The sequence below is a fragment of the Thalassotalea crassostreae genome, from assembly GCF_001831495.1.
Taxonomy (GTDB): Bacteria; Pseudomonadota; Gammaproteobacteria; order Enterobacterales; family Alteromonadaceae; genus Thalassotalea_A; species Thalassotalea_A crassostreae.
On the sequence record NZ_CP017689.1, the window covers coordinates 2,352,762 to 2,378,939 of the forward strand.

Annotated in this window: 19 protein-coding genes and 2 tRNA genes; 10 read left to right on the forward strand and 11 right to left on the reverse strand. The window is 38.7% G+C overall.

The genetic code is table 11. The features are described 5' to 3' along the window. Positions 1-3: 3 nt before the first annotated feature. The 3 genes from LT090_RS10035 to LT090_RS10045 are packed head-to-tail and all read right to left on the reverse strand — an operon-like array spanning position 4 to position 5,581. A complete protein-coding gene (locus tag LT090_RS10035) occupies positions 4-1,254 on the reverse strand; it encodes a phosphoenolpyruvate carboxylase (protein ID WP_226996461.1) in 1,251 nt (416 codons plus the stop codon). Next, complete coding sequence (locus LT090_RS10040; RefSeq protein WP_068545395.1) at positions 1,251-1,886, reverse strand: hypothetical protein; 636 nt, start codon at positions 1,884-1,886, stop codon at positions 1,251-1,253. The genes LT090_RS10035 and LT090_RS10040 overlap by 4 nt, the downstream gene beginning before the upstream one ends. Beyond that, on the reverse strand, positions 1,883-5,581 hold the full coding sequence (locus LT090_RS10045; protein WP_068545394.1) for an ATP-binding protein: 3,699 nt from the start codon (positions 5,579-5,581) through the stop codon (positions 1,883-1,885). Before LT090_RS10045 ends, LT090_RS10040 begins: the two co-directional genes overlap by 4 nt. Positions 5,582-5,800: 219 nt before the next feature. On the opposite strand from LT090_RS10045, the gene LT090_RS10050 reads away from it, so the two are divergent. Next, a complete protein-coding gene (locus LT090_RS10050) occupies positions 5,801-6,448 on the forward strand; it encodes an HAD family hydrolase (protein ID WP_068545393.1) in 648 nt (215 codons plus the stop codon). 170 nt (positions 6,449-6,618) lie between these two features. Here the strand turns inward: LT090_RS10050 and LT090_RS10055 are convergent, their stop codons facing one another. From LT090_RS10055 to LT090_RS10070, 4 genes are all read right to left on the reverse strand, one after another. Continuing rightward, positions 6,619-8,034 carry a peptide MFS transporter gene (locus LT090_RS10055; RefSeq protein ID WP_068545392.1) on the reverse strand — a complete coding sequence of 472 codons (1,416 nt, stop codon included), beginning with the start codon at positions 8,032-8,034 and terminating at the stop codon, positions 6,619-6,621. Positions 8,035-8,224: 190 nt separating this feature from the next. Beyond that, entirely contained in the window at positions 8,225-8,845 is a 621-nt protein-coding gene (locus LT090_RS10060) for a 3'-5' exonuclease (RefSeq protein WP_068545391.1), read from the reverse strand. 45 nt (positions 8,846-8,890) lie between these two features. Further along, a complete protein-coding gene (locus tag LT090_RS10065; protein WP_068545390.1) occupies positions 8,891-11,953 on the reverse strand; it encodes an AAA family ATPase in 3,063 nt (1,020 codons plus the stop codon). After that, complete coding sequence (locus LT090_RS10070) at positions 11,953-13,128, reverse strand: exonuclease SbcCD subunit D (RefSeq protein WP_068545389.1); 1,176 nt, start codon at positions 13,126-13,128, stop codon at positions 11,953-11,955. The genes LT090_RS10065 and LT090_RS10070 overlap by 1 nt, the downstream gene beginning before the upstream one ends. Before the next feature lie 353 nt (positions 13,129-13,481). Between LT090_RS10070 and LT090_RS10075 the strand changes: the two genes are divergently transcribed. Both LT090_RS10075 and LT090_RS10080 read left to right on the forward strand, forming a co-directional pair. After that, on the forward strand, positions 13,482-14,312 hold the full coding sequence (locus LT090_RS10075) for a hypothetical protein (RefSeq protein WP_068545388.1): 831 nt from the start codon (positions 13,482-13,484) through the stop codon (positions 14,310-14,312). Between the two features lie 206 nt (positions 14,313-14,518). Further along, the gene (locus tag LT090_RS10080) at positions 14,519-14,974 is read left to right on the forward strand and encodes a methylglyoxal synthase (protein WP_068545387.1); all 456 of its coding nucleotides are present in this window, start codon (positions 14,519-14,521) and stop codon (positions 14,972-14,974) included. A 77-nt stretch (positions 14,975-15,051) separates the two neighbouring features. On the opposite strand, the gene trmB is transcribed toward LT090_RS10080, so the two are convergent. Both trmB and LT090_RS10090 read right to left on the reverse strand, forming a co-directional pair. Next, positions 15,052-15,774 carry a tRNA (guanosine(46)-N7)-methyltransferase TrmB gene (gene trmB, locus LT090_RS10085; protein ID WP_068545386.1) on the reverse strand — a complete coding sequence of 241 codons (723 nt, stop codon included), beginning with the start codon at positions 15,772-15,774 and terminating at the stop codon, positions 15,052-15,054. Between the two features lie 127 nt (positions 15,775-15,901). Continuing rightward, positions 15,902-16,237, reverse strand: a complete 336-nt coding sequence (locus tag LT090_RS10090; protein WP_068545385.1) for a YggL family protein — start codon at positions 16,235-16,237, stop codon at positions 15,902-15,904. Positions 16,238-16,404: 167 nt separating this feature from the next. Between LT090_RS10090 and mutY the strand changes: the two genes are divergently transcribed. From mutY to LT090_RS10110, 4 genes are all read left to right on the forward strand, one after another. After that, a complete protein-coding gene (gene mutY / locus LT090_RS10095; protein ID WP_068545384.1) occupies positions 16,405-17,466 on the forward strand; it encodes an A/G-specific adenine glycosylase in 1,062 nt (353 codons plus the stop codon). A gap of 46 nt (positions 17,467-17,512) precedes the next feature. After that, positions 17,513-17,785: an oxidative damage protection protein gene (locus LT090_RS10100; RefSeq protein ID WP_068545383.1), complete on the forward strand. Its 273-nt coding sequence runs from the start codon at positions 17,513-17,515 to the stop codon at positions 17,783-17,785. A gap of 289 nt (positions 17,786-18,074) precedes the next feature. Continuing rightward, positions 18,075-18,150, forward strand: a tRNA-Phe gene (locus LT090_RS10105). Positions 18,151-18,245: 95 nt separating this feature from the next. Beyond that, positions 18,246-18,321 (forward strand) — tRNA-Thr (locus LT090_RS10110). A 261-nt stretch (positions 18,322-18,582) separates the two neighbouring features. Here LT090_RS10110 and LT090_RS10115 read toward each other — a convergent pair. Continuing rightward, positions 18,583-20,580, reverse strand: coding sequence for a serine hydrolase domain-containing protein (locus tag LT090_RS10115; RefSeq protein ID WP_082897076.1), 1,998 nt, complete (start codon positions 20,578-20,580; stop codon positions 18,583-18,585). Between the two features lie 216 nt (positions 20,581-20,796). Between LT090_RS10115 and LT090_RS10120 the strand changes: the two genes are divergently transcribed. The 3 genes from LT090_RS10120 (at position 20,797) to LT090_RS10130 (ending at position 25,487) form a co-directional block, all read left to right on the forward strand. Beyond that, positions 20,797-22,842, forward strand: coding sequence for a winged helix-turn-helix domain-containing protein (locus LT090_RS10120; protein WP_068545381.1), 2,046 nt, complete (start codon positions 20,797-20,799; stop codon positions 22,840-22,842). Between the two features lie 140 nt (positions 22,843-22,982). After that, complete coding sequence (locus tag LT090_RS10125; RefSeq protein ID WP_068545380.1) at positions 22,983-24,017, forward strand: helix-turn-helix domain-containing protein; 1,035 nt, start codon at positions 22,983-22,985, stop codon at positions 24,015-24,017. 105 nt (positions 24,018-24,122) lie between these two features. After that, positions 24,123-25,487, forward strand: a complete 1,365-nt coding sequence (locus LT090_RS10130) for an amidohydrolase family protein (protein ID WP_068545379.1) — start codon at positions 24,123-24,125, stop codon at positions 25,485-25,487. A gap of 122 nt (positions 25,488-25,609) precedes the next feature. Here LT090_RS10130 and LT090_RS10135 read toward each other — a convergent pair whose 3' ends face one another. Then, the gene (locus LT090_RS10135) at positions 25,610-26,107 is read right to left on the reverse strand and encodes a hypothetical protein (protein WP_068545378.1); all 498 of its coding nucleotides are present in this window, start codon (positions 26,105-26,107) and stop codon (positions 25,610-25,612) included. Between the last annotated feature and the right edge of the window lie 71 nt (positions 26,108-26,178).

Below are 26,178 nucleotides of genomic sequence, written 5' to 3' on the forward strand. Positions count from 1 at the left end.
TGGCTACCTAAATCCTAGCTCAACATCTTCGATGATATAATTACCGTTAAATATTGGGTGGGGATGGCCGAGCGTATCGATTTCAAAGAACTCTTGCTCTTCTACCGTCAATCCTTGATAGCCACTAATAACGCCGTAAATCCACTGCTCGCTGTCAATGTCGAGCTCTTTGCTTTGATGATACTCAAGCGCCGACATACGCTCACCTGTATCCATGATTTGGCAGAAATAGTCTTCAATCGCTAACTTAATGGTATCACTCTCTATATCGATTGAATCGATATCATTAACATCAAAGCTCTGCCCCTGTCGTTTAGTTTTGTTATCCCCTAGCGAATGCTTAACTTGCTTAATATTGCTTACAATAGTTGCAAATGTTTGCTCGTGTTCGATATTACTGACATCAATATTGGCAGGTTTGATCATGGCCGGTGCAATATTGAATAAGCTCGGCACATTATGTCTAGCGGCGTAATCTTTAATTTGAAAATCAAGTTTTTGTTGATAGTGAAGGACAAAACCTTTGAGCAACTGTGATCGTTGTAGATATTCTCTAAACTTACCCAGTAAATCGATCAATTTTGCTTGCGCTAAAGTCAGCTCTTGGCTAATTTCACTGTGACTCTTTTGCAGTTGTACTACCAATAAACGTCTTAATTCTCGTGAATTCCCCGCAAGTAATGCGAGTTCATCAAATTCAAACATCTCAAGTTGTTGACGCATTTCGGTAAGCTGGCTTTGTGCCAGTTCATTTTCACGGATTTTGGCGTTGATTGATGCGACATAACCAAACTCATTATGTATACGTCGCCATAAATTACGGACACTCGATTTCAAATTATCGACTAAGCCATAAATTTGCTCGGTTAAATCTTCCATATACACTTCTGATTCAGCATAATTTTGCTGATGCAGAGCTTCTTTATAATGATTGGCAATGGTGGTGATAGCGGCAACTTTAGAGCCGATATTTGCATCGATTTGACGATTACGTTCATCTCTTAGGCTATTTTCTAATAAACCACGGACAACACTTCTTAAACGCAAATCCTGCTCTGGCTCAGGACGCCATAATACACCAAGCTCAACAAGCTTTTCTAAAACTTTGGCATCAACATCTAACTCATTCACTCTACCTGATAAATAAGCTTTCATGATCACATCAGAATGCTTTGCCAACGCCTTTAAAAATTTAACGCCGGCTATCTGTAATGGATGACTCATCGCTGAATGTGTTTTAGAGCTTGTGTTCACAGCAAGTCTCCTTGCTCAATGGCTTGCTCCGCCTGTTGCGCTAAATTAAGGTTTTCACTGTCATCGATAAATCGGATGACTTCAAATAGGTAATCAATTTTTCCCGTTGCTAGGTATATCTGTGTTTCAGGGTTTGGCCTTAACAAATAGCCTAAATCGACCAAACGCTTAAAAATAAGTTTTAATTGAGCATCAACCACTGAACTGGTTGAATTAAACACACTGTACTTGGCAATCTTGGCTAATTGTTCGGTAAAAGCCGGTGTGTCTTCAATAACCGATTGAATTTCATTGAGGCGGACCACTTTACCTTCAGTCAAAGGCGCATTATCCCCCTTCGCTTCTTGCACTAACACTAGCCATTCAATCAATGGTAATAAGGCGTTGGTGATTTCTCTAAACTGCACGCTGACCGCTCTGCGCTCTGTTTCGTCAATGCTTTGGTAAGCACAAAATAATACCTGACCATCGCTTGCGGTAGCGATACAGCGATTCATCAAATTAAGCTGTTGATCAACGTTTCTATAGTTCTCGTCATTTTGCAAAAAGTTAAAACCAAGCTCATCGGTGGTTTTACATATAAAACCGCCGCTGAGTAACGTTTCTAATACTTGCCCTTGTAGAGTGATCATGCTGATTTCTCCGTTTCTTTACGCTGTTTAATCAATTCACTGATCCGACTGACTTTCGGCTCTACAATACGAAGTCGTTGTTTTTCCTTCGGATTCTTTTCAATTAAATAACGATTTTGGAAGAAGTGTAAGACATCCGATTCAGGGTTTGGAAATGCCCCTAAAACATGAATATTGTTTTCTTTACAGGCGTCGAATATTTTCTTCACATTTTTATTGGCAAGCGTACCAATTTCATCAATTGGCCAATGAATAATAACTTCTGATTTGCCCACTAGCATGCGGGTAAACGCCAGTAAGAATTTACACAAAATAAGATAAGCCATACCGTGACTCGAGCTTTCGTTTAATTGACGGTCAGTGCGTATTACCAGCTCAGAATTACCTTCTTTAAGGTGCAGCTCTATATCAAGCAATTGACTAATTCCACCGCTCATTGTTGCCCGACCTAGTACATCCAATACCTCGCGCATGGTCTGCATATATTCATCGTCAGGTAATTCGGCACTCTCATCGCTTGCCCATTGGCTATATAACTTATTGAAAGATAATAATTTAGGCCAGAAATCAAACTCACTAATTTTAGAGCGTATTTTAACCGACGACTCCGACACGCCATCTAAAAACAGTTCGTGTTCGACTTCTTTACTGATGCGTCTTGATTGCAAGGCAATGCGCTTATCGATATCAGCTAATAGGTTGTAATATTGATTGAGGTTATTACCAAATGTTAAGCCATTATTGCGTACCCCGGCCAAATGTTGTGGCACTAAAATAGTTAATAACGTCTCTAATTCTGTCACCATTTTGCGCGAATCTAATACCGTTAATCCTTGGGCATTTTCAACTAAACAATCTTGTCGCGCTCGCTCCCAGGTTTCAGTAAGACTTAAACCCGACTTTTGCCCGATGGCATTATCAAAATAGCTAACAAATTCTTCGATATCTTTGCTGGCTTTGCGTTGATTATCGATGAGCTCTCGTGCTTCAACTAAGCGCGCGGCTGCCGTAGAGTTTTCTGTTACAACGATTGCTTTTGGCAATATCATGGTCGCTATTTGTTGCTTAATCGTGGTAATGCCCGATGATAACTCTCGTTGTTCATTTAAAGCTTTTTGCAACTGTTCGAGCTGCTTTTGCAATTGCTGTTGCTGCTGCTGATAATTGGTTAACAGCTCAGCCTGTAAACGTTCCGCTTTCGACTTGCTTTCCTTCGCCGCCGATAATTGTGTTAGATAACCTGCTTTTTGCTTGGTAAAGACTAATTCATACCATGACGCGTATTCGCTGACCTTATCTCGATATTTATTGGTTACCGCAATATTGTCCTGTAACTCGCTAATGCTCTGCTTCAATTCACTTATTTGTTTAACATCAACATCGCGATTGTTTAGTTCATCTTGATACCATTTTTTACAGGCTTTTAAGTTTTGCTTATATTGGCTCTCAGCGTCAGCTACTTGTAATTTAATCGAGCTAACCTTTTGTTCAACACCGCCTATTAATTGTTGCCAATGAAGTTCGTGTTCCATCTTTTCATCATGGCACTGCTCTTGGTGCTCTTCGATGGCATTGGCTTTATTGCTAATAAGCTTTTCAGTTCTATTTTCAACACCTTTTAAACTGTCTAAACGCTGCTGTTTTCGCTCTTGTAGCGCTTGTTTGTGTTGTTCTTTTAGCTGATTACGCTCATCTTGGATGCGTTTTCTGGTATCTTGTTTAAACTGACACTGTGACTGCAATTGAGTACACTTTTGCTCGGTTTGCTTAACCGCCGCATTAAGTGTTGCGAGCCCCTGCTCTAAATCAAGATGAATTGCTTGCGCACTTTTAAGCTCTTCTTCAATGTTTAATAACTGCTCTTTGAGTTGCTCTTCAGTTTGTACAAGCTCTGACTCATTAATCACATCAGTATCAAGTAATACTCCAAAGATACTATTACTTTCTTTATCATCTAAAGCAGGGGATAAATCAGTGCGGGCGAGTAAATCAGGGCTTATAACCTTGCCTAAACTCTGTTCCCAACCTGATAAATTATTACGAAGAAAATCCAACAATGAATTATTTTCAGGGTCTAACCAAGATTGCACTTCTGCTAAACGTTGGTTATCGGCTTTAATCTTCGCTCGTGACTTATTAAGCTTTTCATTAGCCGCAATTTGCTGATATTTCTCGCTCTGCAATTGCTCATTGAGCTTTGCAAATTCATTGCGAGTATGATCTTCATCACTTTGCGCATGTTCAAGGTTGTTTTCTTGAAGCGCCATCTGTTGTTGTTCTTCAGCGCTTGGTCCGCTTAATTCAATTTCAGTTTTTAAGGTTTGTAACTTCAGCTTGTTATCATTAATTTGTCGGTCGAAATCACTATTAATCGCGGCTAAACGAGCATCTTGGCTGTCTTTTAATTCTGCTAATGCTTGTCGCTCTTGTTTTTGTTGAACATCTAATTGTTCTTGGCTTTGGTCTTTTTGCAGATTTAACTGTGCCAATTGCTTTGAATGTTTTTTCTCAATATCCGCTTCACGTTTATGGAAAGACGCTTCGATATCTTGATGCTCTTGGGTAAGCAAGGCATGTTGCTGGCTATTCGATTCTAATTGTACTTTCCAATTATCAATTTTATCTAAATTAGCCTGATGAGTTTCTATGTCTAAGTCTTGCCACTCGTTGAATTTATCTTCGATTTGATCCAAGTGCTGCTCGGCACTTTTTACATCGGCATTGGCCATCGATAAGGTACGGTTCTGTTCATCGCGTTGTTGTTCAAAATTACTTTTTACCTCAGATAACTGCTGTTTATACGCAGAATTGTCTTGTTCGGCTTTAACGATTGAATCACTTAACAACGATAAATCTGCGCTTAACTGAGACTTAAGCTGACTTAAACGTTGCTCCGTATGCTGCAACGACGCATTAACCTTTTCTAACGAACGATAGCTTGGCATTAACGACTGAAACTCTTGAATTAACTGACACTCTTTAATCCAATCATCGACTTGCGCTTTAGATATTTTATTACTCGGCGTTTCAACACCGTCTTCTTCTAAAATGGCGGCGATCATTGCTTTGATCGTTTCCATCTTGCCCTCTTTTGAGTGCACCGCTTTGATTAGTTTTTCGATATGACGCAAACGAGCATCGCTTTCACATAAACTAAAGCTACGAGCTGCTGCTAGCAAATCACGTTTATGGGTACTCAGCGCTAAAACTGCTCTATCGTTTTGTATAACGCTACGATACTCTTTGTTGTTTAAGGCTCTTGAAACCATGACATTTTGCTGGCGCATATTTTTGCTAATTTCGCCTTTAGTTAAAGAGCGCTGAGACGCTGCATCATCGGTTGATGCCATATCGTCAGTGATGAAATCTTCAGCATCAAAACCTTTTTCGATAAAACGATATTCAACACCAACATTTGATGATGTTAACAACGCCATACATAACTTGTCGTCCAAACGCTGATACTCATAAATGATAAAGCTCGATTCGCGCGGTAAATACCAAGTTTGAAAATTATCACGAGTCGCCGGAACCACCTTGTTGGGTGCTTCACCATAAAAGACTGGCAACAATCTTTGCAATGTTGTTTTACCCGAAGCATTAGTTCCACAAATGTTGGTATGGCCATCGACCTTAAGTTCAACTAAACCAGGTAAATGGGTATCGATTAGGATGATACGTTTTAAGCCAGACATAATTATTAGTATTATATTTTAGAAATGATTATTACCATATTATGACTGCACAACTGTGCTGTAAATAGGCCTTATGTAAAAATGAGATAAAAATGCCATAAAAAAGTCACTAATCCCGCAATAAACCTCATAAGCACTGGCTTTTAGGCTAATTAAACAGCAATATATGCTATTAGTAAAAACGCACTTTCGTTTGATTAAATTGAGATCAGAACAACCATGAATAATTATCAGCTTTATATCTTCGATTGGGACGGCACATTAATGGACTCAATAAATAAAATTGTGCACTCACTCCAGGCCGCTGCTGAATCTACAAAACTTAAAGTTCCATGCGATAAATCATCAAGGTCAATTATCGGAGCTAGTTTAACGGAAGCTGCTAAAATTCTTTTTCCAGATATCAAAGAAGTGCAAATAGAACAGCTGATCAAGCACTATAAATCTCAATACTTAGAATTAAATCAAACTCCTTCCCCCTTATACCAAGACGCTGAAAATTTACTGCTATCTCTGCATAAAAATAACAAGTTATTAGCGGTAGCTACTGGCAAAGGACGACAAGGATTAGAGCATGTACTGGCGGTATCAAGTACAAAGCATTTGTTTCACTTAACAAAGAGCTCAGATGATGCACGCTCTAAACCTCACCCGGATATGCTAGAACAAATACTGTTAGAGCTAAACGTAAATGCTGAAGATGCGTTAATGATAGGTGACAGTCGCTATGATTTAGAAATGGCGCAACACGCTGGCGTTGATAGCATCGGTATCACCCATGGCGCAAGTGACGAAGCAGACCTTATTCAATATCGACCTAAAGCAATCGTGCACTCAATTAAAGAACTCGCCGCGCTTATCCTCTAACCAATAATAAGTAGGGTCAGATCACACTTTTTTACCAATAGTAATTTAGTGGACTCCAAATAAGTAGGGCGTCAAAAATTAAACATCCCTGTATTTTTGACATACCTTACGTCCTGTAAGGCAAGAAAAGCTGCCATTGGCAGCTTTTTAGTTTTTAAACGTTTGCTCAGTTAAACCGGATCTTGATCAAGTTCGCTGTGCTCAACTTTTGGCTCTGCCAATGACTTATCTTCAGCGCCGTGCATCCATTCAACCAGTTTATCGGCCATAAAGAATACTAGGATACCAGCAACAAATCCGCTAACCGTAAGGCCGGCAAAAATACCAAAAGCATTATCAATTTGCTCTTGTCCTTCACCAATCATACCACCAACAAGACCAGCAACCTTGTTCGCAATTGCCGAACAAGCAAACCAAACCCCCATCAATAATGATAAGAATTTAATTGGTGCAATTTTTGACACTAACGATAAACCAATTGGTGAAATACAAAGTTCACCAAATACTAAGAATAAATACGTCATAATCAAGTAAAGAACACTGACTTTAGCGTTAATATCACCGCCTTGTTGCAATGTAGCAGCCATCATAAATAAGAAACCGACACCGACAAATATCAATGAATAGGCAAATTTCTTCGGTGAAGGCGGCTGTTTGTCACCAAGTTTAATCCACAAACTTGCGAAAACAGGTGCAAAGATAATTACGAACAATGCACTTACTGCTTGTAACCATGATGCTGGCATTTCCCAGCCAAGAACATTTAAGTCAGTAAAGTCTTTTGCGTAGATGTTAAGTAAACCACCACCTTGCTCGTAACCAACCCAAAATACGATTGAAATGACAGACATTATGACGATTACTTTAACTCTGTCTTTTTCTTCAGCGGTTAGAGGTTTGTCTTTTGCAGACGACTCGCCAGCAACAGCGATATGATGAGCTGATGGTTTTACACCAATTTCACCAAGATACTTTTTCGCTAATGCTAACTGCATTGCAACAGAAATTAACATACCAACACCTGCGCAGATAAAGCCCAGTTGCCAGTCAATTTTTTCACCTACATAACCAACAACAAGCGGTGCCACGAAAGCACCGATGTTGATGCCCATGTAGAAGATAGTAAACGCGCCATCTCGTCTAGTATCGCCTTGCTCGTATAAATCACCTACGAGAGTTGAGATATTTGGTTTAAACATACCATTACCACAACACAGTAACACTAAGCCGATATAAAATGCATTTTCAGCGCCGCCGCCAAAGACTTCTTGAGGTGTACCTAAAGTAAAATGTCCCGCAGCCATTAAAAGACCACCGATGATGATACTTTTTCGCTGGCCTAAAACATTGTCAGCTATCCAACCACCTAATACCGGAGTTAAGTAAACTGCCATGGTAAACCAGCCATATAAGGCTAGTGCTTCTGAGTTACTCCAGCCAAAACCGCCCTCTTGAACGGTTGCAACTAAATAAAGTACCAATATGGCACGCATACCGTAGTAACTGAAACGTTCCCACATTTCGGTACCAAAAAGTAAAAATAGGCCTTTCGGATGGCCTAAAAATTCCGTTGATTGATGAGTCATGTTGCTCTCTTTTGTTTTATACCTGTGGTATTTTTATAATTGAGGTATTAATTAACTGTATTGAAATTGGTTAATGAATTATTTAAATTCGCCCATAATTAACCGTTGCCATACTATAAGCGATTGAATATAAAATTGCACAGGCTATATCGCATAACGTCGCCGCTAGACGCTATTTACAAGGATAAATCTAACTAATGCTTCGCAAGTAACCATCTACCTTTGCTTTGGATAGCGACGATAATTTTTTGATTAGATTAAAGTCTACTTGCTCTATCTGGTATTTAGTTTCGATATCCGACAATATTTCTAGCCACAATTTCGCCGTCATTTGTGAGTCGAATAACGCCCTATGGAAATCTCCATCACTGGCGATATCTTTGTACTTAACTAACGTACCTAACCTGTGATTGGGTGCATCTTGATATACACGCCTTGAAACTAATAATGAACACGCAAATTGACCAGAATAACTGCGCCCTACTCGTTGCAATTCGGCATCTAAAAACTTTTTATCAAAAGACGCGTTATGGGCAAGTAGGTTATCATCGCCAATATAATCAGCAAAGTCGTTCATCACCTGCTCACAACTTGGCGCATCGGCTAACATCTCGTTGCTGATCCCTGTGTATTGCTCGATAAAACTATTAACCCGTTGTCCTGGGTTCATTAATTGCTGAAAAGAGTCAACCACGACTCCGTTTTGCAATCGAACTGCACCAATTTCAATTGCTCGATCACCTGTTGCCGGTGATAGTCCTGTTGTTTCGAAATCGAGTACGACTATGGTGTTGGCTAACCTATTTAACATTCGCTCTTCCTGTTCAAGCTTTTCGTTCTATTTAAAATTAAATACTTAGTTGGTAAACGTGCTGATGCTGCTACCGGTCTTTGAACTTTTAACATCGACTCTAAGAGCCATTTGTTCTTTTAATTCACTGACATGGGAAATAATGCCGATAGTACGCCCGGTTTGCTGCAAGTCGACTAAGGTTTGAATTGCTAACTGTAAGCTTTCTTGATCAAGACTTCCAAAGCCTTCGTCAATAAATAACGTATCGAGCAATATTCCCCCAGAGCGTTGCTGCACAACATCGCTCAACGCCAGTGCTAACGCCAGTGATGCTAAAAACGATTCTCCGCCAGAAAGCGTCGATACCGGCCTAGTTTTACCGGTGTAAGCATCATCAATAGCCAAATCCAAACCGGCAGTAACGTTTCGCTTTTGCAGCCCCTCATCTTGACGCACTAAACAATATTGGCCTTTGCTCATAATTTGTAATCGCTTACTGGCAATCATTAGAACGCTATCAAGCAAGTCCCCCAAGACAAAGCGCTCAAGAGACACTCTCACTTTGCCTTTGCCGCCGGCAGCTCTTGCTAAGGTACCAATTTGTTCAAATTGTTCTTTGTTTTGCTGCTGCTCACTTTCAATACGGGCAATTTTTTCAATGATATCGTTTAACTTAATTTGTTTTTGCTGAGCGCCTTGCCACAATTTTTCACTATCAACAAAGTCATTTTCCGCCTTAGCTCGAGCTTGCGTTAACCGCTCTATATTTGGCTCTTGTTTGCCTTCAAGTTGTTGCGTTAATAATTTAATTTCACCTGCCAACGATTGTTGAAGCTCGTTAAATGTATCAACTTTTTGCTGCAATTCATTTAGCTGCTGTTGTTCAAGCAAAGCTTGCTTAAACTCTTGCTCATTAGAAAAATCAGATTTATTAATCGCTTGCTGCCAAATTTCTGTTAATTGCTCCTGGCGTTGCAGTAATTGCGACTTATTGTCTTGTAACTGTTTTTTACTACCTTGTAGAGCACTATCTTGGTTGCTTAATTGCTGTACCTGTTTAGTTGCCTTGTTATAATTAAACTCAATTAATTCAATACGTTGCTCATTATCAAATTGAGCTTTTTGCAACACGTCTAAATTTCTAAAGTTTTCAGGAATGGCGCTTTCCGCATTTTCAAAGGTGGTTGTCGCTGCAACAAATTGCTGTTGGAAGCGACTCGCCTCCTCGTCATGCTTAGTCACTAACTGAGTCAATGGCAACAATTCATTTTGTAATTTATCGCGCAGCTCTCGCCATTTCGGTAAGTTCAACTTCCCTTTTTGTAATTCTGTTATTTGTTTATCTAAAGCAATTAAATCTTGTGCCATTTGTTGACGGTCACTATTAACTGCACCACCTAACTGTTGTTCTAGCTCAGTGACTTGTTGCTGCCATTGCTGGACTTGTAAGGTTAAAGAAGACAACTCTTTATCAACATTATTTTTTGAATTTTGTAACTGCTGTTGCTGATGTCTTGCCTGCTCAACACTTTCTTTGCTTACTGCATGTTGTTGCTCTAACGTCGCAGGTTCAGGATGTTCAGTAGCGCCACAGACAGGGCAAGATTCACCGATTTTTAATGATTGTGCCAACATTGCTGCCTGATTAGTATGCCAATGCATTTCTAAACGATTAGCGTGCTCTACAGCTTGTGTATATTGTTCGCTTGCATCGCTTAATTGCTGTTGTTTTTTAATTATCATAGGTTGGCTGTTGGTTATTTTTAACAGCAGTTGATCACGCTGAACAAATAAGCCGTTTTGTTGCTGCAATTGTTGTTGCCTTAATTGCAAATCAGCTAAGCCTTCTAATTGCTGCTGTAGATGTTCAATTTTCTGCAGGCCTACTTCACTTCGCTGTTGGTTTTCAGCAATTTTTTCTTCCGCTGCTTTCTTATAAGTCTGCGCTTGTAGCAACTTTTGCTGACAAGTTTGCTTTTCTGTATACAGCTGCTCAAGTTTCGCTAAGCCGTCTACATAACCTGCATAGTTAGATTTGAGTTTAAGTAAATCATCTCTTTTTCCGTGCTCTTTAATTGCTTTCTGCAGTTCATTTTGAGCTCTTTCAATATCAACAGTCAGCACTTGCTGTTGTTTAATAACTGTGTTTAATTTGTTGTCGTTGTCAGTTAGATCGTTATTACACTGCATTAGTGCTAAATGATCTGGCCGAAGGCCATCGGCTTGCTTCGCTCGTTTGATCGAATTTACTAAACCATTAATAATGGGCAGTTGTTGTTCGAGTTCGCTGCTTTGTTTTTTCTTATTGTTATAAAGGCTGAAGGTATCAAGTAATTGCTGTGCAGATTTAAACGCCTGCAGAGCAGTTTGTCGTTGCTGATCAAGTTTTAATTTTTGCTGTTCACACAACTTTGTTTGTTCAATTGCGCTTTCGTGCTCTGCGTTTAACTGTTCTTTATCATCGACATAGGCTTCTTTTAGTGACTCAAGGATCTGGTCATTAAACTTTGCGTATTCACGTTCTATTTCGTTCGCTTGTTGTTTTAAATTTTGCTCGATTCGTTGATAAATTTCAGTTTGAAACAAAGTGGATAAAATTTGCTGGCGTTCGCTTGAATTGGCTAACAATAATTGTCTAAATTTGCCTTGCGGTAACACCATTACTTGCCGAAATTGCTCAGCGGTTAATCCAATAATGCGCTTGATCTCATCATCAGCATCTTTCTTCTTTTTAGCAACTAACGTTTGCTCAGTGCCGTCACTGAGAATCTTCACTAAATGTGCTTCAGTTTTTTGTTCGGTTTCTCCATCGCCACGTTTTGCTTTTCTGCGCTGCGTTGGCATTCGAGTGATCTGGTATTGCTGCTCGCCGATTGCAAACCGTAAACAGACCTGAGTTAAGGTTTCAGCCTTAGCATTGTCACATCGAAGACCAACATCTTTACGTTCTTCATCAGTGGTTTCACCATATAAAGCAAAACAAATGGCGTGCAATATTGAAGACTTACCAGCGCCTGTCGGGCCATCAATTAGGAATAATGGATTGTCGCCTAGTTCATTAAAATCAATTGATTCAGTACCGGCAAAAGGACCAAATGCTTGCAGGTTTAAGTTAATGAATTTCATTACTCATCCTCCATAGCACTGCGCGCTTGTTTGATAGTGTTTTCTATAATTGTAATTTGTTGCTCAGTCAACTCACTGTCCATTACTTGCGAAAAGAAATCGCTAAACACTTGCTTTTCATCTCGTTGATTTTGACCAGTAGCACTGCTTTCAGATTTAAGCTTTTTTGCTTCTAAGTTATCAAAATTTGTACGTTCTATTTGCAACGTATTAGGGTAGACCGACCGCAATCGCCCCATCGGATCTAACATTAATTGTTTATCGGTTAATCGCGCGAGAATATAGTCGTGTTGATGTTGGTCATTTTTACCGTCATCAATCAGTTGCTGCAACTCACCTTCAATAATTCGCATGTTGTGTTTGGGTTTAATATCGAGATGTTGATGCTCAACATTACCTTCTTTGATTTCAACTAAGGTCACGCCTTTTTTCTGTTTATGCTCAGAAAAAGAATACTTCAATAGTGAGCCACAATAGCGAATATGCTCTTCCCCTTTATATTGCGGCCCATGTAAATGGCCAAGGGCGACATAATCAAAGTCAATTAACGGTTGGTAACTTACTCTATCGGCGCCACCAATAGACAGCGGTCTTTCTGAGTCAGACTCGCTTGCACCATCAATAAAACAGTGACTCAACAATATTTTTGCCATACCATCGCAGTGCTCAAAACCCGCTTTTATTTTTTCGGCTAAAAATGTGTGAGCTTGATCGTAAGTTTTGATCGGCAATTCGCTAACTTCATCGGCAAATACCTCTCTTACTTGCACAGGGTCATGATAAGGAATACCAAACAGAGCCAGTTTTTCCCCGCTCGCTTCTATTATCACCGGTTTTTCGCAGTCCTTTATTGATGTGAGCAAATGCACACCGGCATTAGACATTTGTTTAGCACCGAAGCTTAATCTGTCACTTGAATCGTGATTACCAGAAATCATCACAATAGGAATATTAACAGTTTCAATAAAATCGTTTATAAAATCATCCAACGCTTTTACCGCATTAGCCGGAGGTATGGCTCGGTCAAAAATATCGCCACTAACAAGTAATGCGTCGACATTATATTGCACAGCATATTCTTTGACTTGTGCTAACGCATAAAGTTGATCTTCGAGTAAAGATACATTTTGAAAAAGGCGGCCAATATGCCAGTCCGAGGTGTGAATAAATCGCATGCTAAGTAGATTCTTATATTAGAAATAAACGTTAGGGGTATATACAACCACGGTAAGATATAACGACGGATTAAACAATAGATAGTAGCGATTATTTATCGCTATTATTCACTATCGATTACTATTTACTCAGGTTAGTTTTCATTAGTTTAAAACAGAGCCTGAGCGACGATAAAAATGCACTTTATAATTCTTGGTTAAATTGAATCTAGAGATTATGATATAAATGTTTTTATCTTTTAATCGTGCTCAGCTAATTTAAGCTAAGTTAGTTTAAGCTAAATTAGTTTAAGCTAAGCCATGCTTAGTCGTGTATAGATTTATATTCCCAATAATAAGATTTTATAATCATTATGTTTCAACAACTTTTTAAAACAACACCACTGTTAGACAGCGGCTCTCGAGATTGGATTTTAGATACCTTTGCCTGGGCAATCAAAGAGTTCGATGCGTCTTATTTTGACAATCATTCTAAACTGATATTACCAACCAATGAGTTCTATCCAGGCAGCGTGTCTAGCATTTTAGAAATGGCGCAGTCGGTATTTGATAGAACGGTTGATTATGCGGGAATGAGTCATTGGCCAATCAAATTGATCACGCCACAAGAATTTCAATCAAACATTAACTATAAGCAATTCCCTAACCTAAGCGTTAATGGTGCTTATCGTATGCCCAAAGCAGAATTACAAAGCTCATCAATTGATAACACAATTGTCAGTAATGATTACTCTGAAACGGCGAATAAACATATCTATGTCAGTTTTAATCCGCAACAAATTAACCAACCACAAGATTTAGTTGCATCTTTTGCACAAACATTGGCGAGTATCTTAGTAATGCAAAAGGCGAAACTACCACCTGGGGGTAAAGAGTTTTTACCACAAGCGGCTGATGTCATTGCCATAATGATGGGCTTTGGTGTGATGTTTGCAAATACCGCATATCAATTCAAAGGTGGTTGTGGCAGTTGTTACAACAAAATGGCTAATCGAGAGGTCGCCTTACCTGAACAAGAGACAGTTTACTGTCTTGCAGTGTTTGCCCATTTAAAAAACATTAAACCTGCGGTTATCAGCAAACAGTTGAAGTCACATTTACGCAGCGATTTTAAAAAAGCATATAAAGAGTTGAATGGCGAATTAACAAAAACAGAGAATCGACATCTACTCGAATTTAAATAAGCACTATGTACATGATGCTAGCGCTAATACGGCTTAGGCATACACAACATAAGCTTGCTCCATGCATTTATTGACCGAGGTTGTTGTATCTTCAGTAACATTTTATAAATAGTTACTTGTTGCACCTGGCTTTTAATTGCTCTAATTTATAAATTACTAACGAATAAATTATGCTTTAAATCATTCAAAGGTTGTAAACATACCCTATGCAATTTAAAACAGTTACAGCAGCTAAAAATAAACATATTGCTCTTGTTGCCCACGATAATATGAAACCAGCTCTACTTAAGTGGTGCGCAGTGCATAAAGAAAAGCTATCTAATCATACCTTGTATGCAACAGGTACAACTGGCTCGGTACTAAAGGCTAAAGCGAACTTAGATATATGTTCATTGATTTCAGGTCCGCTCGGCGGCGACCAACAAATCGGTGCGCTGATCACTGAACAAAAAATAGATATGCTGATATTCTTTTGGGATCCATTAGAAGCGCAACCTCATGACCCCGATGTCAAAGCCCTACTTCGCTTAGCTGCGGTTTGGAATATTCCAGTAGCTTGTAATCAATCAACCGCTGATTTATTGATTCACTCAACCTTATTCGATGCAGAATATCCAAAATCAATTCCTGATTACGACAGCTACATTGCTAAACGTGTCTAACTTAATTTTTAATTGTACGATAAACAAAAATGGCGCTAGTTAGCGCCATTTTTATATAAATTCATTTATGTATTCAATTAATCGATTTTTTCGTACATCATGTCCCAAACACCATGGCCTAGCTTTTGGCCACGATTCTCAAACTTGGTTAATGGACGGTGCTCTGGACGAGGTACATAATCATTGGTTTCAGATTGGTTTTTAAAACCTGGAGCTGTGCTCATATCTTCTACCATACATTCTGCGTAGTTTTCCCAATCGGTTGCCATATGAAATACACCACCAACCGCTAAGACACCGCGAATGCTTTCAATAAACTCTGGTTTTACAATACGGCGTTTGTGATGTTTGGCTTTATGCCACGGATCAGGGAAAAATAACTGCACTCGGTCGATGCAGTTGCCAGGAATACAGTCAGCCAAAATTTCAATAGCATCGTGCTCGTATACTTTTAGATTATCAACGCCTTCAGTTTCCGCAAGCGCTAAACAAGCGCCAACGCCGGGGCGATGAACTTCAATACCAATAAAGTTGCGCTCAGGAGCAGCTTTAGCCATTTCGACCAAAGATTTACCCATACCAAAACCAATTTCTAAGGTCACAGGTTTTTCATTACCAAATAACGACTGCGGGTCAATCATGCCATCGCTATGGTTTAAGCCCATAGTATCCCATAACGTTTCAAGAGCTCGTGCTTGACCTTTAGTTAAGCGACCTTCACGTTTAACAAAACTGCGAACCTTACGGATATATTTTCCTTCAGCTTCTGCTTGCTCTACGGTCTTATGATTATTGCTCATAGTTAGTTCTCGTTACTCTTAATTATGGTGGGCTATTAATTTTTAAGGCGCATATTATCCTGTTTTGTTAAACAGAATTCAACTGCGCCTTAGTATTGACTGAACGATTTATCGATCGCTAATGCGATTACGACCACCAAATATCATACAGTTCAGAAACAGCCACTGATGTAGCACCATTTTTGGTTAGCCATTGTTCAACTGTTTTACGATCTTGTTCAGTGCACTTACCCAAGCTTCGGGTACATATTAAGCCATGCCATAAAACATCACCTTCGCCACCAAACCCTAAATCATTAGGTTCTATTGCTTCGACAATAAATTTATCAACAAATTCATCGATTGCTTCACTCGATGTGCCGTCTGCAAGTTTCCATGCAACATCAAATCCCAATTCTTGGAATTCATCAACGCGCATCTTTTTGCGAATACGACGACTACGGTTTTTTGCTTCAATTTTCATAACATACCTAATTATAAACGTTATCACTTGCAGCTAGATTAGTGCCTAAGTGGAAAATTGCCAAGTTATTACTGGTTAATAGTTGTAACTAAAGACTGTTTATTGTCGTAGATCAATCATATTAAAACAGCTACACTCGCTACAAATTACAATAAATCGTAGAAAGTATGTCATTTAGCAAAAACGTTCTTAATTGGTTTGAACAACAAGGTCGCAAGCACTTTCCTTGGCAACAACAAAAAACACCCTATCGAGTTTGGATCTCCGAGATCATGTTACAACAAACACAGGTAACAACGGTTATCCCTTATTATGAAAGGTTTATGACGTCTTTTCCTGACATAAATGATTTAGCTAATAGTGATGAAGATAATGTATTACATCATTGGACAGGGCTTGGCTATTACGCCAGAGCTCGTAACTTACATAAATCAGCCAAGATTATTCGCGATCAATACAATGGCAGGTTTCCAACGGATATAGAACAAGTAATTGCTCTACCTGGCATTGGCCGCTCGACAGCGGGAGCAATATTATCGCTGTCTTTAAAACAACATCACCCAATACTTGATGGTAATGTTAAACGAGTACTTGCGCGCTTTCATATGGTTGCCGGTTATCCAGGACAAGCTGCCTTTGATAAGAGTTTGTGGAAACTGTCAGAGCAATTAACGCCAGCCAACGGCGTCGAAAAATACAATCAGGCAATGATGGATTTAGGTGCAACGGTTTGTACACGTTCAAAGCCACTATGCAGTATTTGCCCGTTAAAAGAAGATTGCCAAGCATTCTTTCATGATAAACAAAGTGAGTTTCCTGGTAAAAAACCGAAAAAAGAAAAGCCAGTAAAGCAAACTAATATGCTGCTTTTTAGCAAAACAAGTGATGACAACGATACCGAAGTATTGATGTACAAGAGACCTCCATCTGGAATTTGGGGCGGTCTTTGGAGTTTCTATGAAGTTGAACACGAGAAAGAGATAAATCAATGTGCCAAGCAAAATGGACTAACGGTGAGCAAAACGACTACCCTTGAGCCATTTCGTCATACATTCTCACATTTTCATTTAGATATCACACCGATAATGGTAGAAATTGAAGATACGGGTATAATTATTAATGATAATGAAAGTCAGCTTTGGTACCATCTTGCCAACGGTGCAAATGTAGGTTTGGCTGCATCAACAAAAACCATGCTCACTTTGCTAAATGAAGAATTGCAAAAATGAGTAACATAGAATTAGTAAGCACTAATTTAACAATTAAGAGAATATTATGAGTCGTACAGTTTTTTGTCAGCATTTAAAAAAAGAAGATAATGGTTTAGATTTTCAATTTTACCCTGGCGACATAGGTAAACGTATTTTTGACAATATCGGCAAAGAAGCTTGGGGCATCTGGTTAAAAAAACAAACCATGTTAATTAACGAGCATAAACTTGCACTAAATAATGCTGAAGACCGTAAGTTTTTAGAAACCATTATGGTGGAGTTTTTGTTCGAAGGTAAAGAGCCTAAAATTGAAGGTTATACTCCGCAAAGTAAATAATTCGAATAATTTTAGAAAATAACTAAAAAAAACATAAACAAAAACTTATGAATTTATACAAAGGCTACAAAATGTAGCCTTTATTGTTTTCGCTTCGAAATAAAAATTTCGAAGCCTAGATGTTACCAAAAAGCTAATAAACTGCAGTTTTATGATAATAAAACAATCAAATTGCATTTATTTTAAGCAAACAGAAAATAATTTAAAAAAAGTAGTTGACGATTGATTCGAAAAACAGTTTAATAGCGCCCGTCTTCAAGGCAAAGCCAAAAAGACAATAAATAGAGACGCCTCGATAGCTCAGTCGGTAGAGCAGGGGATTGAAAATCCCCGTGTCCCTGGTTCGATTCCGGGTCGAGGCACCATCTATTTAATACCAAATTTGAATTAGTGATTTTTCATTAATTCGGTGCACCAAGATATCGAAATCTAATTTCAGATATCGCACACAGTTTAGTGTGCCGTCTTAGCTCAGTTGGTAGAGCAACTGACTTGTAATCAGTAGGTCGCCAGTTCGACTCCGGCAGACGGCACCATTTATAACGAAGCCTCAACAGTAATGTTGAGGCTTTTTTATTTGCTTTAAATTATTGAGAACCGCCCTACTGATTGAATCATAAACTCACATAAAGCATGCACATATTGTAGATAAAGCACACCGTCATCCTCGAGGACTAGACCAAGGATGGTTGTAGGTAGAATAACGCAGGAGCAGTTATCGAGCCTAAGCGACATCGGCAACCTCCTCCAGCGTGCTGTGAATACAAACAATCGAACCGCCCTAATGCTTGAATCTTTTATATGAACGCAGGTATAACAACATCTGAAATTTTTGCCATAATCTTATCATCACGATCGTGGCCTGTTATAGCAATCACTAAACTGAGTTCTTCAACTACAACAACACGCTGTCCGCCGCCTCCCCAGGAAAAAGTTGCATTATAAGTTTTTCCATTCGTTTTTATTGGTGCGTTATACCAAAAATAACCATATCTATATTCTTCTGGGATCCAGTCTTCGCTAGGTTTTACCTTACCATTAGTCGCCTTTTCGAGATAAGCGGCTGAAATAAACTGCTGTCCTTGCCATTTACCACTGTTGGCGACAATATTGCCTAACTTGAGCATATCTCGTGAGGTTATACTCGAACGAGAGCCAGCTTGAGGTAAACCACTTAGATGAGTCTCCCAACGATAGTTAGATATATTAAGCTTATCTAAAACTTCGGCCTTTATAAATTCTTCTGCAGTGCCTGGTACGACAGCTTCTATCACATTCATCACCATAATAGGGTTGAAGTTGCCGTATTTGTAGACCTGAGAACCATCGGTAATAGGCTCACTTACTTCAAGTAGCTTTTGTATATAGTTTTGCCCTTGTAATAATGCTGGAGTTTTTTCTATTTCTTGCCATTTTTCCCTATCTACTGTTAAACCGCCCTGCATTGTAAGCGCTTTATGCAAAGTGATTTTATCCGCCCCCTTTACCAACCTTGATTTATCAATGTCTTCTAAAAAACTCAAAAGTGGTTTTTCCAAGTCTTCTATACTTAAGTAACCTAACTGTATAGCACGTCCTATAATCATACTCGTTAACCCTTTGGTGGCTGAAGCCTGGGGGTGAGCATGGTTATAACGCCCTTTTTGGTAATAACTTTCAAACACAAGTTTATCTTTATGAGCAATTAGCAAACTATCATATTTTCCATGTTTCCCTTCACCTATCTCTTTTGCTAATGTCACGATCTTAGCTGTTTTATTTTTTGATAAATCAAGCGAGTTAGCTTGAAGCGCGTAGTCATTTGACTTTGGTGCGGTGTTAATAAAGGATTTATCAAGCGCAGGAATATCCCTAAAAGATCCGACTGCTTGAGCTGGCATAATTTGCGGCGCTTGATTGGCTGCGTGTTTTTTTAAGTGTTCCGGTTTTAATTGTTCAATCACTTTAGCATCAACCCAGAAAGTGTCGACTTCCCTTTCGCCCATATTTCGATTGAAAAAAAGAAACTTTCCATCAGGCGATACTTGTGCAGCAAATTCTGAGGCTGGCGTATTGATTTCATCACCAAATTTAATCGCTTCTCCCCAACTGCCATTTGGCTGTTTAAAGCTAATAAATAAATCAGGGTGTTCCATCTCAGCTCCGCGCTGCCCATCCCAAATAACATAGCTTTCGTCTGGGGCAATAAATGGGTGAGCGTTCCATTGACCTGTATTGATTTGTTTTGGAAAAGCTTCAGGAGCCGCACGTTTACCGTTTTTCAGTGTTGAAAAACGTAATAGGCCTTTGCCATCTTTAGTTGCTTCATCAAATGCTAATGTACCGTTAAATGATGACGTAACTCGCATGATGCGAAATGGTTCAAAGTCAGGGCCTAATCTTTTTGTTTCTGACCAACCATTTTCAGTGCGTTGTTTATATCCTCGTCCGAGAAACATCGTTTTGTTATCAACTGAAAATGTTGGAGTACCAGATCTTGGTGAGACTACTCGTTCTTGCCACTTATCATCTTTCTTTTCATAAACGACGAGGAGTTGCTGTGCATCTGATTCAAGACTATCTTTTCTGACGTAATACATTTCATTGAGAGCCGGAGAGAACACTACGCCATATTCCCAGTTCTTTGTTGAAATGATACCTGGAGCAAAAACTTCTGGTGTTGTTCCCGGTAATTTTTGACCAAGATAAGGCCCAATTAAATCCGTTTGTTTCTCTGTTTGTTTAGAAATAGCTTTATTACTAATTGCCGTCAACAAAACAAGCATTAGCATCTTTTTAATCGTTAAATTCATCATTGTTCCCTTTCGCTTCCAATTTATTTTCTGCAAAATAAGATTGCAGTGTTACTTCATTTTCATTTTATTGCTGAAATATGGCTCTACCTTGCCATCACTTGACCTGAAGCACATGAAAAAAACCTGACGTTTAGCTGATTTATTAGTATTCAGCTTTATTTTTAGGGCAAAACCGCGGTAAGATTTGAATTGAATTATCAAAGGGATGTTCTTTTCATGACCAAACAATTTTGGGTAAATAATTACTTTATTGATGTCAATCGCAATCAAATTCAGCATCAACAACAAGCAACCCCAATCCCACCTAAGGCACTAAAAGTATTAGAGGTTTTAGCTTCACGTGCAGGTGACGTTGTCAGTCATGATGAACTTATGGACATCGTTTGGGAAAACAGTATCGTTGCTCCAAATACTCTACAACGGGCTGTTGCTCAGCTACGAAAAGCCTTTGGTGATGACAGTAAAAAGCAGGCATTTATTAAGACTCATGCCAAAAAAGGCTACAGCTTAGAAGCTAATGTGCGTTGGGAAGATAATGTCATTGAAAAAGCGCCAAATAAGAAAAAAACACCATCACAAAAATCAAAAATCCTGTTTGCACTGGCAATTATTTCGGCGGTTTTAATTATCATTATTGCATCGCCTTCAAAATTATCTATTTATGAAAAGACCACACCATTAACTGCAAGTGATGAACAAGAATATAACGCGTCATACTCTCCTGATGGTCGATACTTAGCCTTTAACCGCATGGTTGGACAATGTGAAAGTCACCTTTGGGCAAAAGATTTAAATAATAATCAAGAAGAGCGATTAAGTTCTGAACCTGGACACTATAGCCAGCTAAGTTGGTCTTCAGATGGGTCGCAATTAGCCTTTGTATTACAATCAGATTGTTCCTCAGAACCAGCACAAGTGCAACAATGCTGGCAACTACAAACCTTAGATTTTGCGCAAGCATGGAATGGTGATGCTAACAACATGCTTCGATACAATTGTGCAGACGTTGAAACCTCACACCCTACTTGGTTAAACGACGGGCGAATTGCTTTACTTCAACACCCCGCTGTTGAAGATAATCAACCTAAACTTGTCATTTATAATGCTGTCTCAGATACACTTACCGAAGTACCACATGATCACCCTGGTCAAATCTATTCATTAGACTATTCGACAAAATCTGGTTTATTGGCAACCGTTGCTATAGCAAGCAATAACGTAAGCATGCTTAGAATATTGAACTTAGCAGGTGAAGTTAAAATCGAATCAGAAATACAACGTAGCGCCGATCACTCGGTATATACTCGATTTGAAATTCAGTTCTCGCCTGACGGTGAACATTTTATCACAGACATAGAAGGTAAAATTTACCGACTGAGTTTTGACGGTGAACTACAACTAATGCACTCAGCAAATCACTCTGGATTATGGGCGCCAAGCTATCATCCAAGTCAAACTCGATTTGCGGTAACATTGGGCAGCAAAGATTTTGATATTGGTTACCTCAATACAAAACAAGTCGAAGCAGATATAGAGGTAATGTCTCGCTCAACATCCGTTGACGCCAATGCAAAATTTCAACCAAATAACGACTTAATTTCTTATATTTCCTATCGTTCAGGGACGCGTCAGTTATGGTTAAATGATGAAGGTAAAACCTTTCAACTAACAAAATTTGAAAAAGGATTAAGTAGCACTCGATACTATTGGTCACCAGATGGACAAACCTTAGCCGTCAATGTCAATAATCAAGTAAATATAGTGAATATGGATGGTACGTATATAGCGCTAAAATCGCCAATAGCTATTAACACAATTTTGTCTTGGACAGAGCCAGATAAACTACTTGTAACCGGTATTAAAAATAATATCCCTCAGTTATTTAGTATCGATATTAGTACAGGTGAAGCCAATGACTTAACTATTAAAAATGTTTTGTGGGCGGCTTATTTTGAAAATAATCAGTTAGTTTACGTTGATCGCAACAAAAACTTTTGGTTTAAGGACGGTGAAAATATTCTAGAGCTCTCAGCCATCAATCAAAAACTGTTTGGCACTTATGTTTTATTAAAAAATAATGCTCTATATGGTATAGACGCTAATGATCAGCTATGGAAATTCGATTTAACAACCAATGAAATAAATACTCGCTACACACTAAATAAAGACATTAGCTACGTGAGCGATATTAAGGGCGATAAAATGCTAGCAACTAAATTTATTGGCGGCCGAAGAGAACTTGTAGAATTTAATCAACGCTAAGACGCTATATAGATTTGCTAAAGCAATATAAAACGCATTTAGAGACACTACAGCAGTTTTTACAATAGTCTCATTCCATGTCACACTGTTCCGATATTGATGGTGAACTGTTCAACCAGCTGAAAAACAAGTATTTTTAAATGGAAAATCTAAATTTTGTCAACCTAATCCAAGCCGCGATCACTGCCACCAGCATACTCGGTGGAGCCTTATTATGGTTGACTAAATCGAAAGAATATCGAGGCGTTGCGGTTTTACTATTTTTGATTTCCTTCGGCTCTTGCATCAATATTCTAGAAGAGTCGGGGCTCACTCGTGATATCTATCTAATAAGTCCGATTTTTATCATGCTATTTGGGCCAGCAACTTATTTAGCAATAAAGTTACTCGTTAATAAGTCCTTATCCAAACAACACTTTTGGCACCTCGCACCGGTTATTCCTGTTTTATTTATAACATCACAAGTCACTATTGTTATTGGTATTGGTACTTTATGGCGATTGTCTTATGCCCTACTTACCGTTTTATTGTTATTGAAATACAAAAAAGTTATGGATGAGCAGCGCTCTGATTCAGACGACTTTTCATTAACATGGTTAGTCTGGATATTAGCGCTCACAGCTGTATTTAACTTAATTGATCTTGCGCGTTTGAACATGCAACACGCGATCTCTTACGATCTTAATGTTTTAGGTCAAGGCGTTAACAACGTTATCTGGCTAATTGTAACTATGGTCATCATTGTAAAATTACTGACCATAAAAAAGATTCCTCAAGATGCGAGTAAAACCAATACTGCTGCTGATAACGCTGTAAACAAAAACACTAAAACTGATGATTACAGTTCATTATATAGTGAACTCGACTCGTTAATTACATCCAATAAATGGTACCTTCGCCCTCGGCTAACCCTCAATAATTTGAGTGACTTAACAGGCCTGCAAACAAGAGATATCTCCCGGGCGATTAATGTCGTCACCAATAAATCATTCAATGAATACATCAACAATTACCGAGTTGAATTCGTCTGTAAAAGGTTAATTGCAAATAAAAACAAATCTCTTACCGATATTGCAGCGGATGCAGGATTTAGTTCCAAAGCATCATTTAATAAAGTCTTCAAGCAGGTGTCAGGTGTTACACCGAGCGAATATAAAGCTCAAAATCTGCTCTAAAAGTAACGTCTAAAATCAAGATACTAGCCTTCTAAAAACTTGATCTAGGACGACAACAGCTAACTTTCATTTTAACTTCTTAGCTATATTTAAAGGAGTTTACAAATGAAAACTTTTACCGTGCTATTGCTGATACTTTTAGTCCCTTCTTGCAAAACTAATACACTTAAAAGCCCACCATATGCCGATGACTTTGTGTTGACCAATGTCAATATCATTGATGTTGAAAGACAACGAGTTCTACAATCAAAAACAGTGGTTGTTATCGATGGCAAGATTGACTCTATTGATGATCATACACCTTCATTATCGCGGCCAAATATAAACATCATAGATGGTGCTAATGGGTACATAACCCCTGGATTGATCGATATGCATGTTCATATGTATGAAGAAGCTGCTTATATATTTACCTTAAGTCATGGTGTTACACACGTAAGGATCTTAAATGGTGTCCCTAAGCAATTAGAATGGCGTGACAATATAGCGTCAGGAAAACAAATTGGCAGCAGCTCTACCGTAAGTAGTCCTATTATATCGGGCAATAAAGATGCCCTATTACAACATGGCGTTGAAACTGAAGAAGAAGCAAGGGCTGCCATTGGAAAATACCATGAGCAAGGTTATGACTTAATCAAAGCCTATGGCAATCTTAATCAAACAACACTATCAGCGATCATCGATGAAAGTGACAAATTAGCGATACCGGTGGCAAAGCATGGTCCTCATGCCTCAGGTAATATGTCGCTTTCGATGCTTGCTAACCTGCAGTCATTTGAACATGTCGAAGATATATTTCAAGGCCCGCTTAATCATCAATTTGCAGTGGATAAATTGCCTGCTGTGATAGCTGATATAAAAGTGACAAAGGTGCCGGTAACGCCAACGTTAAACATCTATTATCAATTAACTAAACTCAGTCAAGAAAAGCAAGCTTATCTGGAAAAAACGACAACGCAATATACGCCGGATATCATTGCTTTAGAAACCTCATTTAATCAGGTTGATCGATGGTTGCAATCCTCAGACAAAATGGCTGCGTACAATCAAAAGAAATTAAGATTTTTGCAACAGATAACTAAAGAGTTAAACAAAAACGATGTCCCTTTATTAGTGGGTTCAGATTCAGGCGTACTACTCTCTCCCCATGGCATTGCCACTCATAATGAGATGCGCCTGCTGCAACAGTCTGGCATGAGTAGCTATGATGTATTGGCGGCGGCGACAATCGCCCCTGCTAAAGCACTCAATCTTGAACAACAGATTGGAAAAATACAAACTAACCTGAACGCGGATTTTATTTTTTCAAAAACGAATCCAATAAACAATTTATCAATATTACAAGAGCCTGAGGCAGTCATTAAGAATGGTCGCTGGTTTTCAAAATCTGATCTTAAATTGATGCGAGATCAAGCGATTGATTCGAGAAGCATGTGGGATGAATTTTGGGTTTTACTGGAGGCAATTTAAGTCGACTTGATTAAAAATATGCAATAGTACACCGTCATCAGCTTAAGCGAGGCTCTCTTACAGTGTGCTGTGAATATAAACAATTGAACTGCTCTACAATTTGAATATGTAGATAATAGTTTTTAGGAGTAATAATGCTTTGAATCCAACACCACGTCATTGTGTTTAGCGATAATTTTTTTTAATTCAACTTCTTGATTTGCATTGACCTCGAGCAATAGGATAGAGCACCCTTGTTGTAGAAAAGACTTAAGCTCTTCACGATTTAGCGCAGATTCATTGGCATTTACCAAAAAATCTTTTGGTTTAGTGTACAGCGTATATGCAGAAAAGATGGCTACGATTAAAAACCAAAAAAGTAGTAATTGACTATACCCTAGCAAAAAGCTCACCGATGCGAGAATAAAAGAGAAAACGAGTAAAGACAAGGTTACGTGATCACCGTTAAATAATGCATTGAAAACTTGATATTTTACTGGAAAGAAATAATCGAAGTGATCGTTATCATCCTGATCTTCAATGAAGTGCATTTGTGGTTTACTGATCCCTTGCTTTTCTAATTCATCAGAAATTAGCTGCAAATCTTCAATGTTATCGGCAACATATAAATGGCGATTCAATTTAAAATCCTTCTTAAATCATTTGTTCTAAACATTATAATTAGTATGGTTCACTATCTTTAAAAATCAAA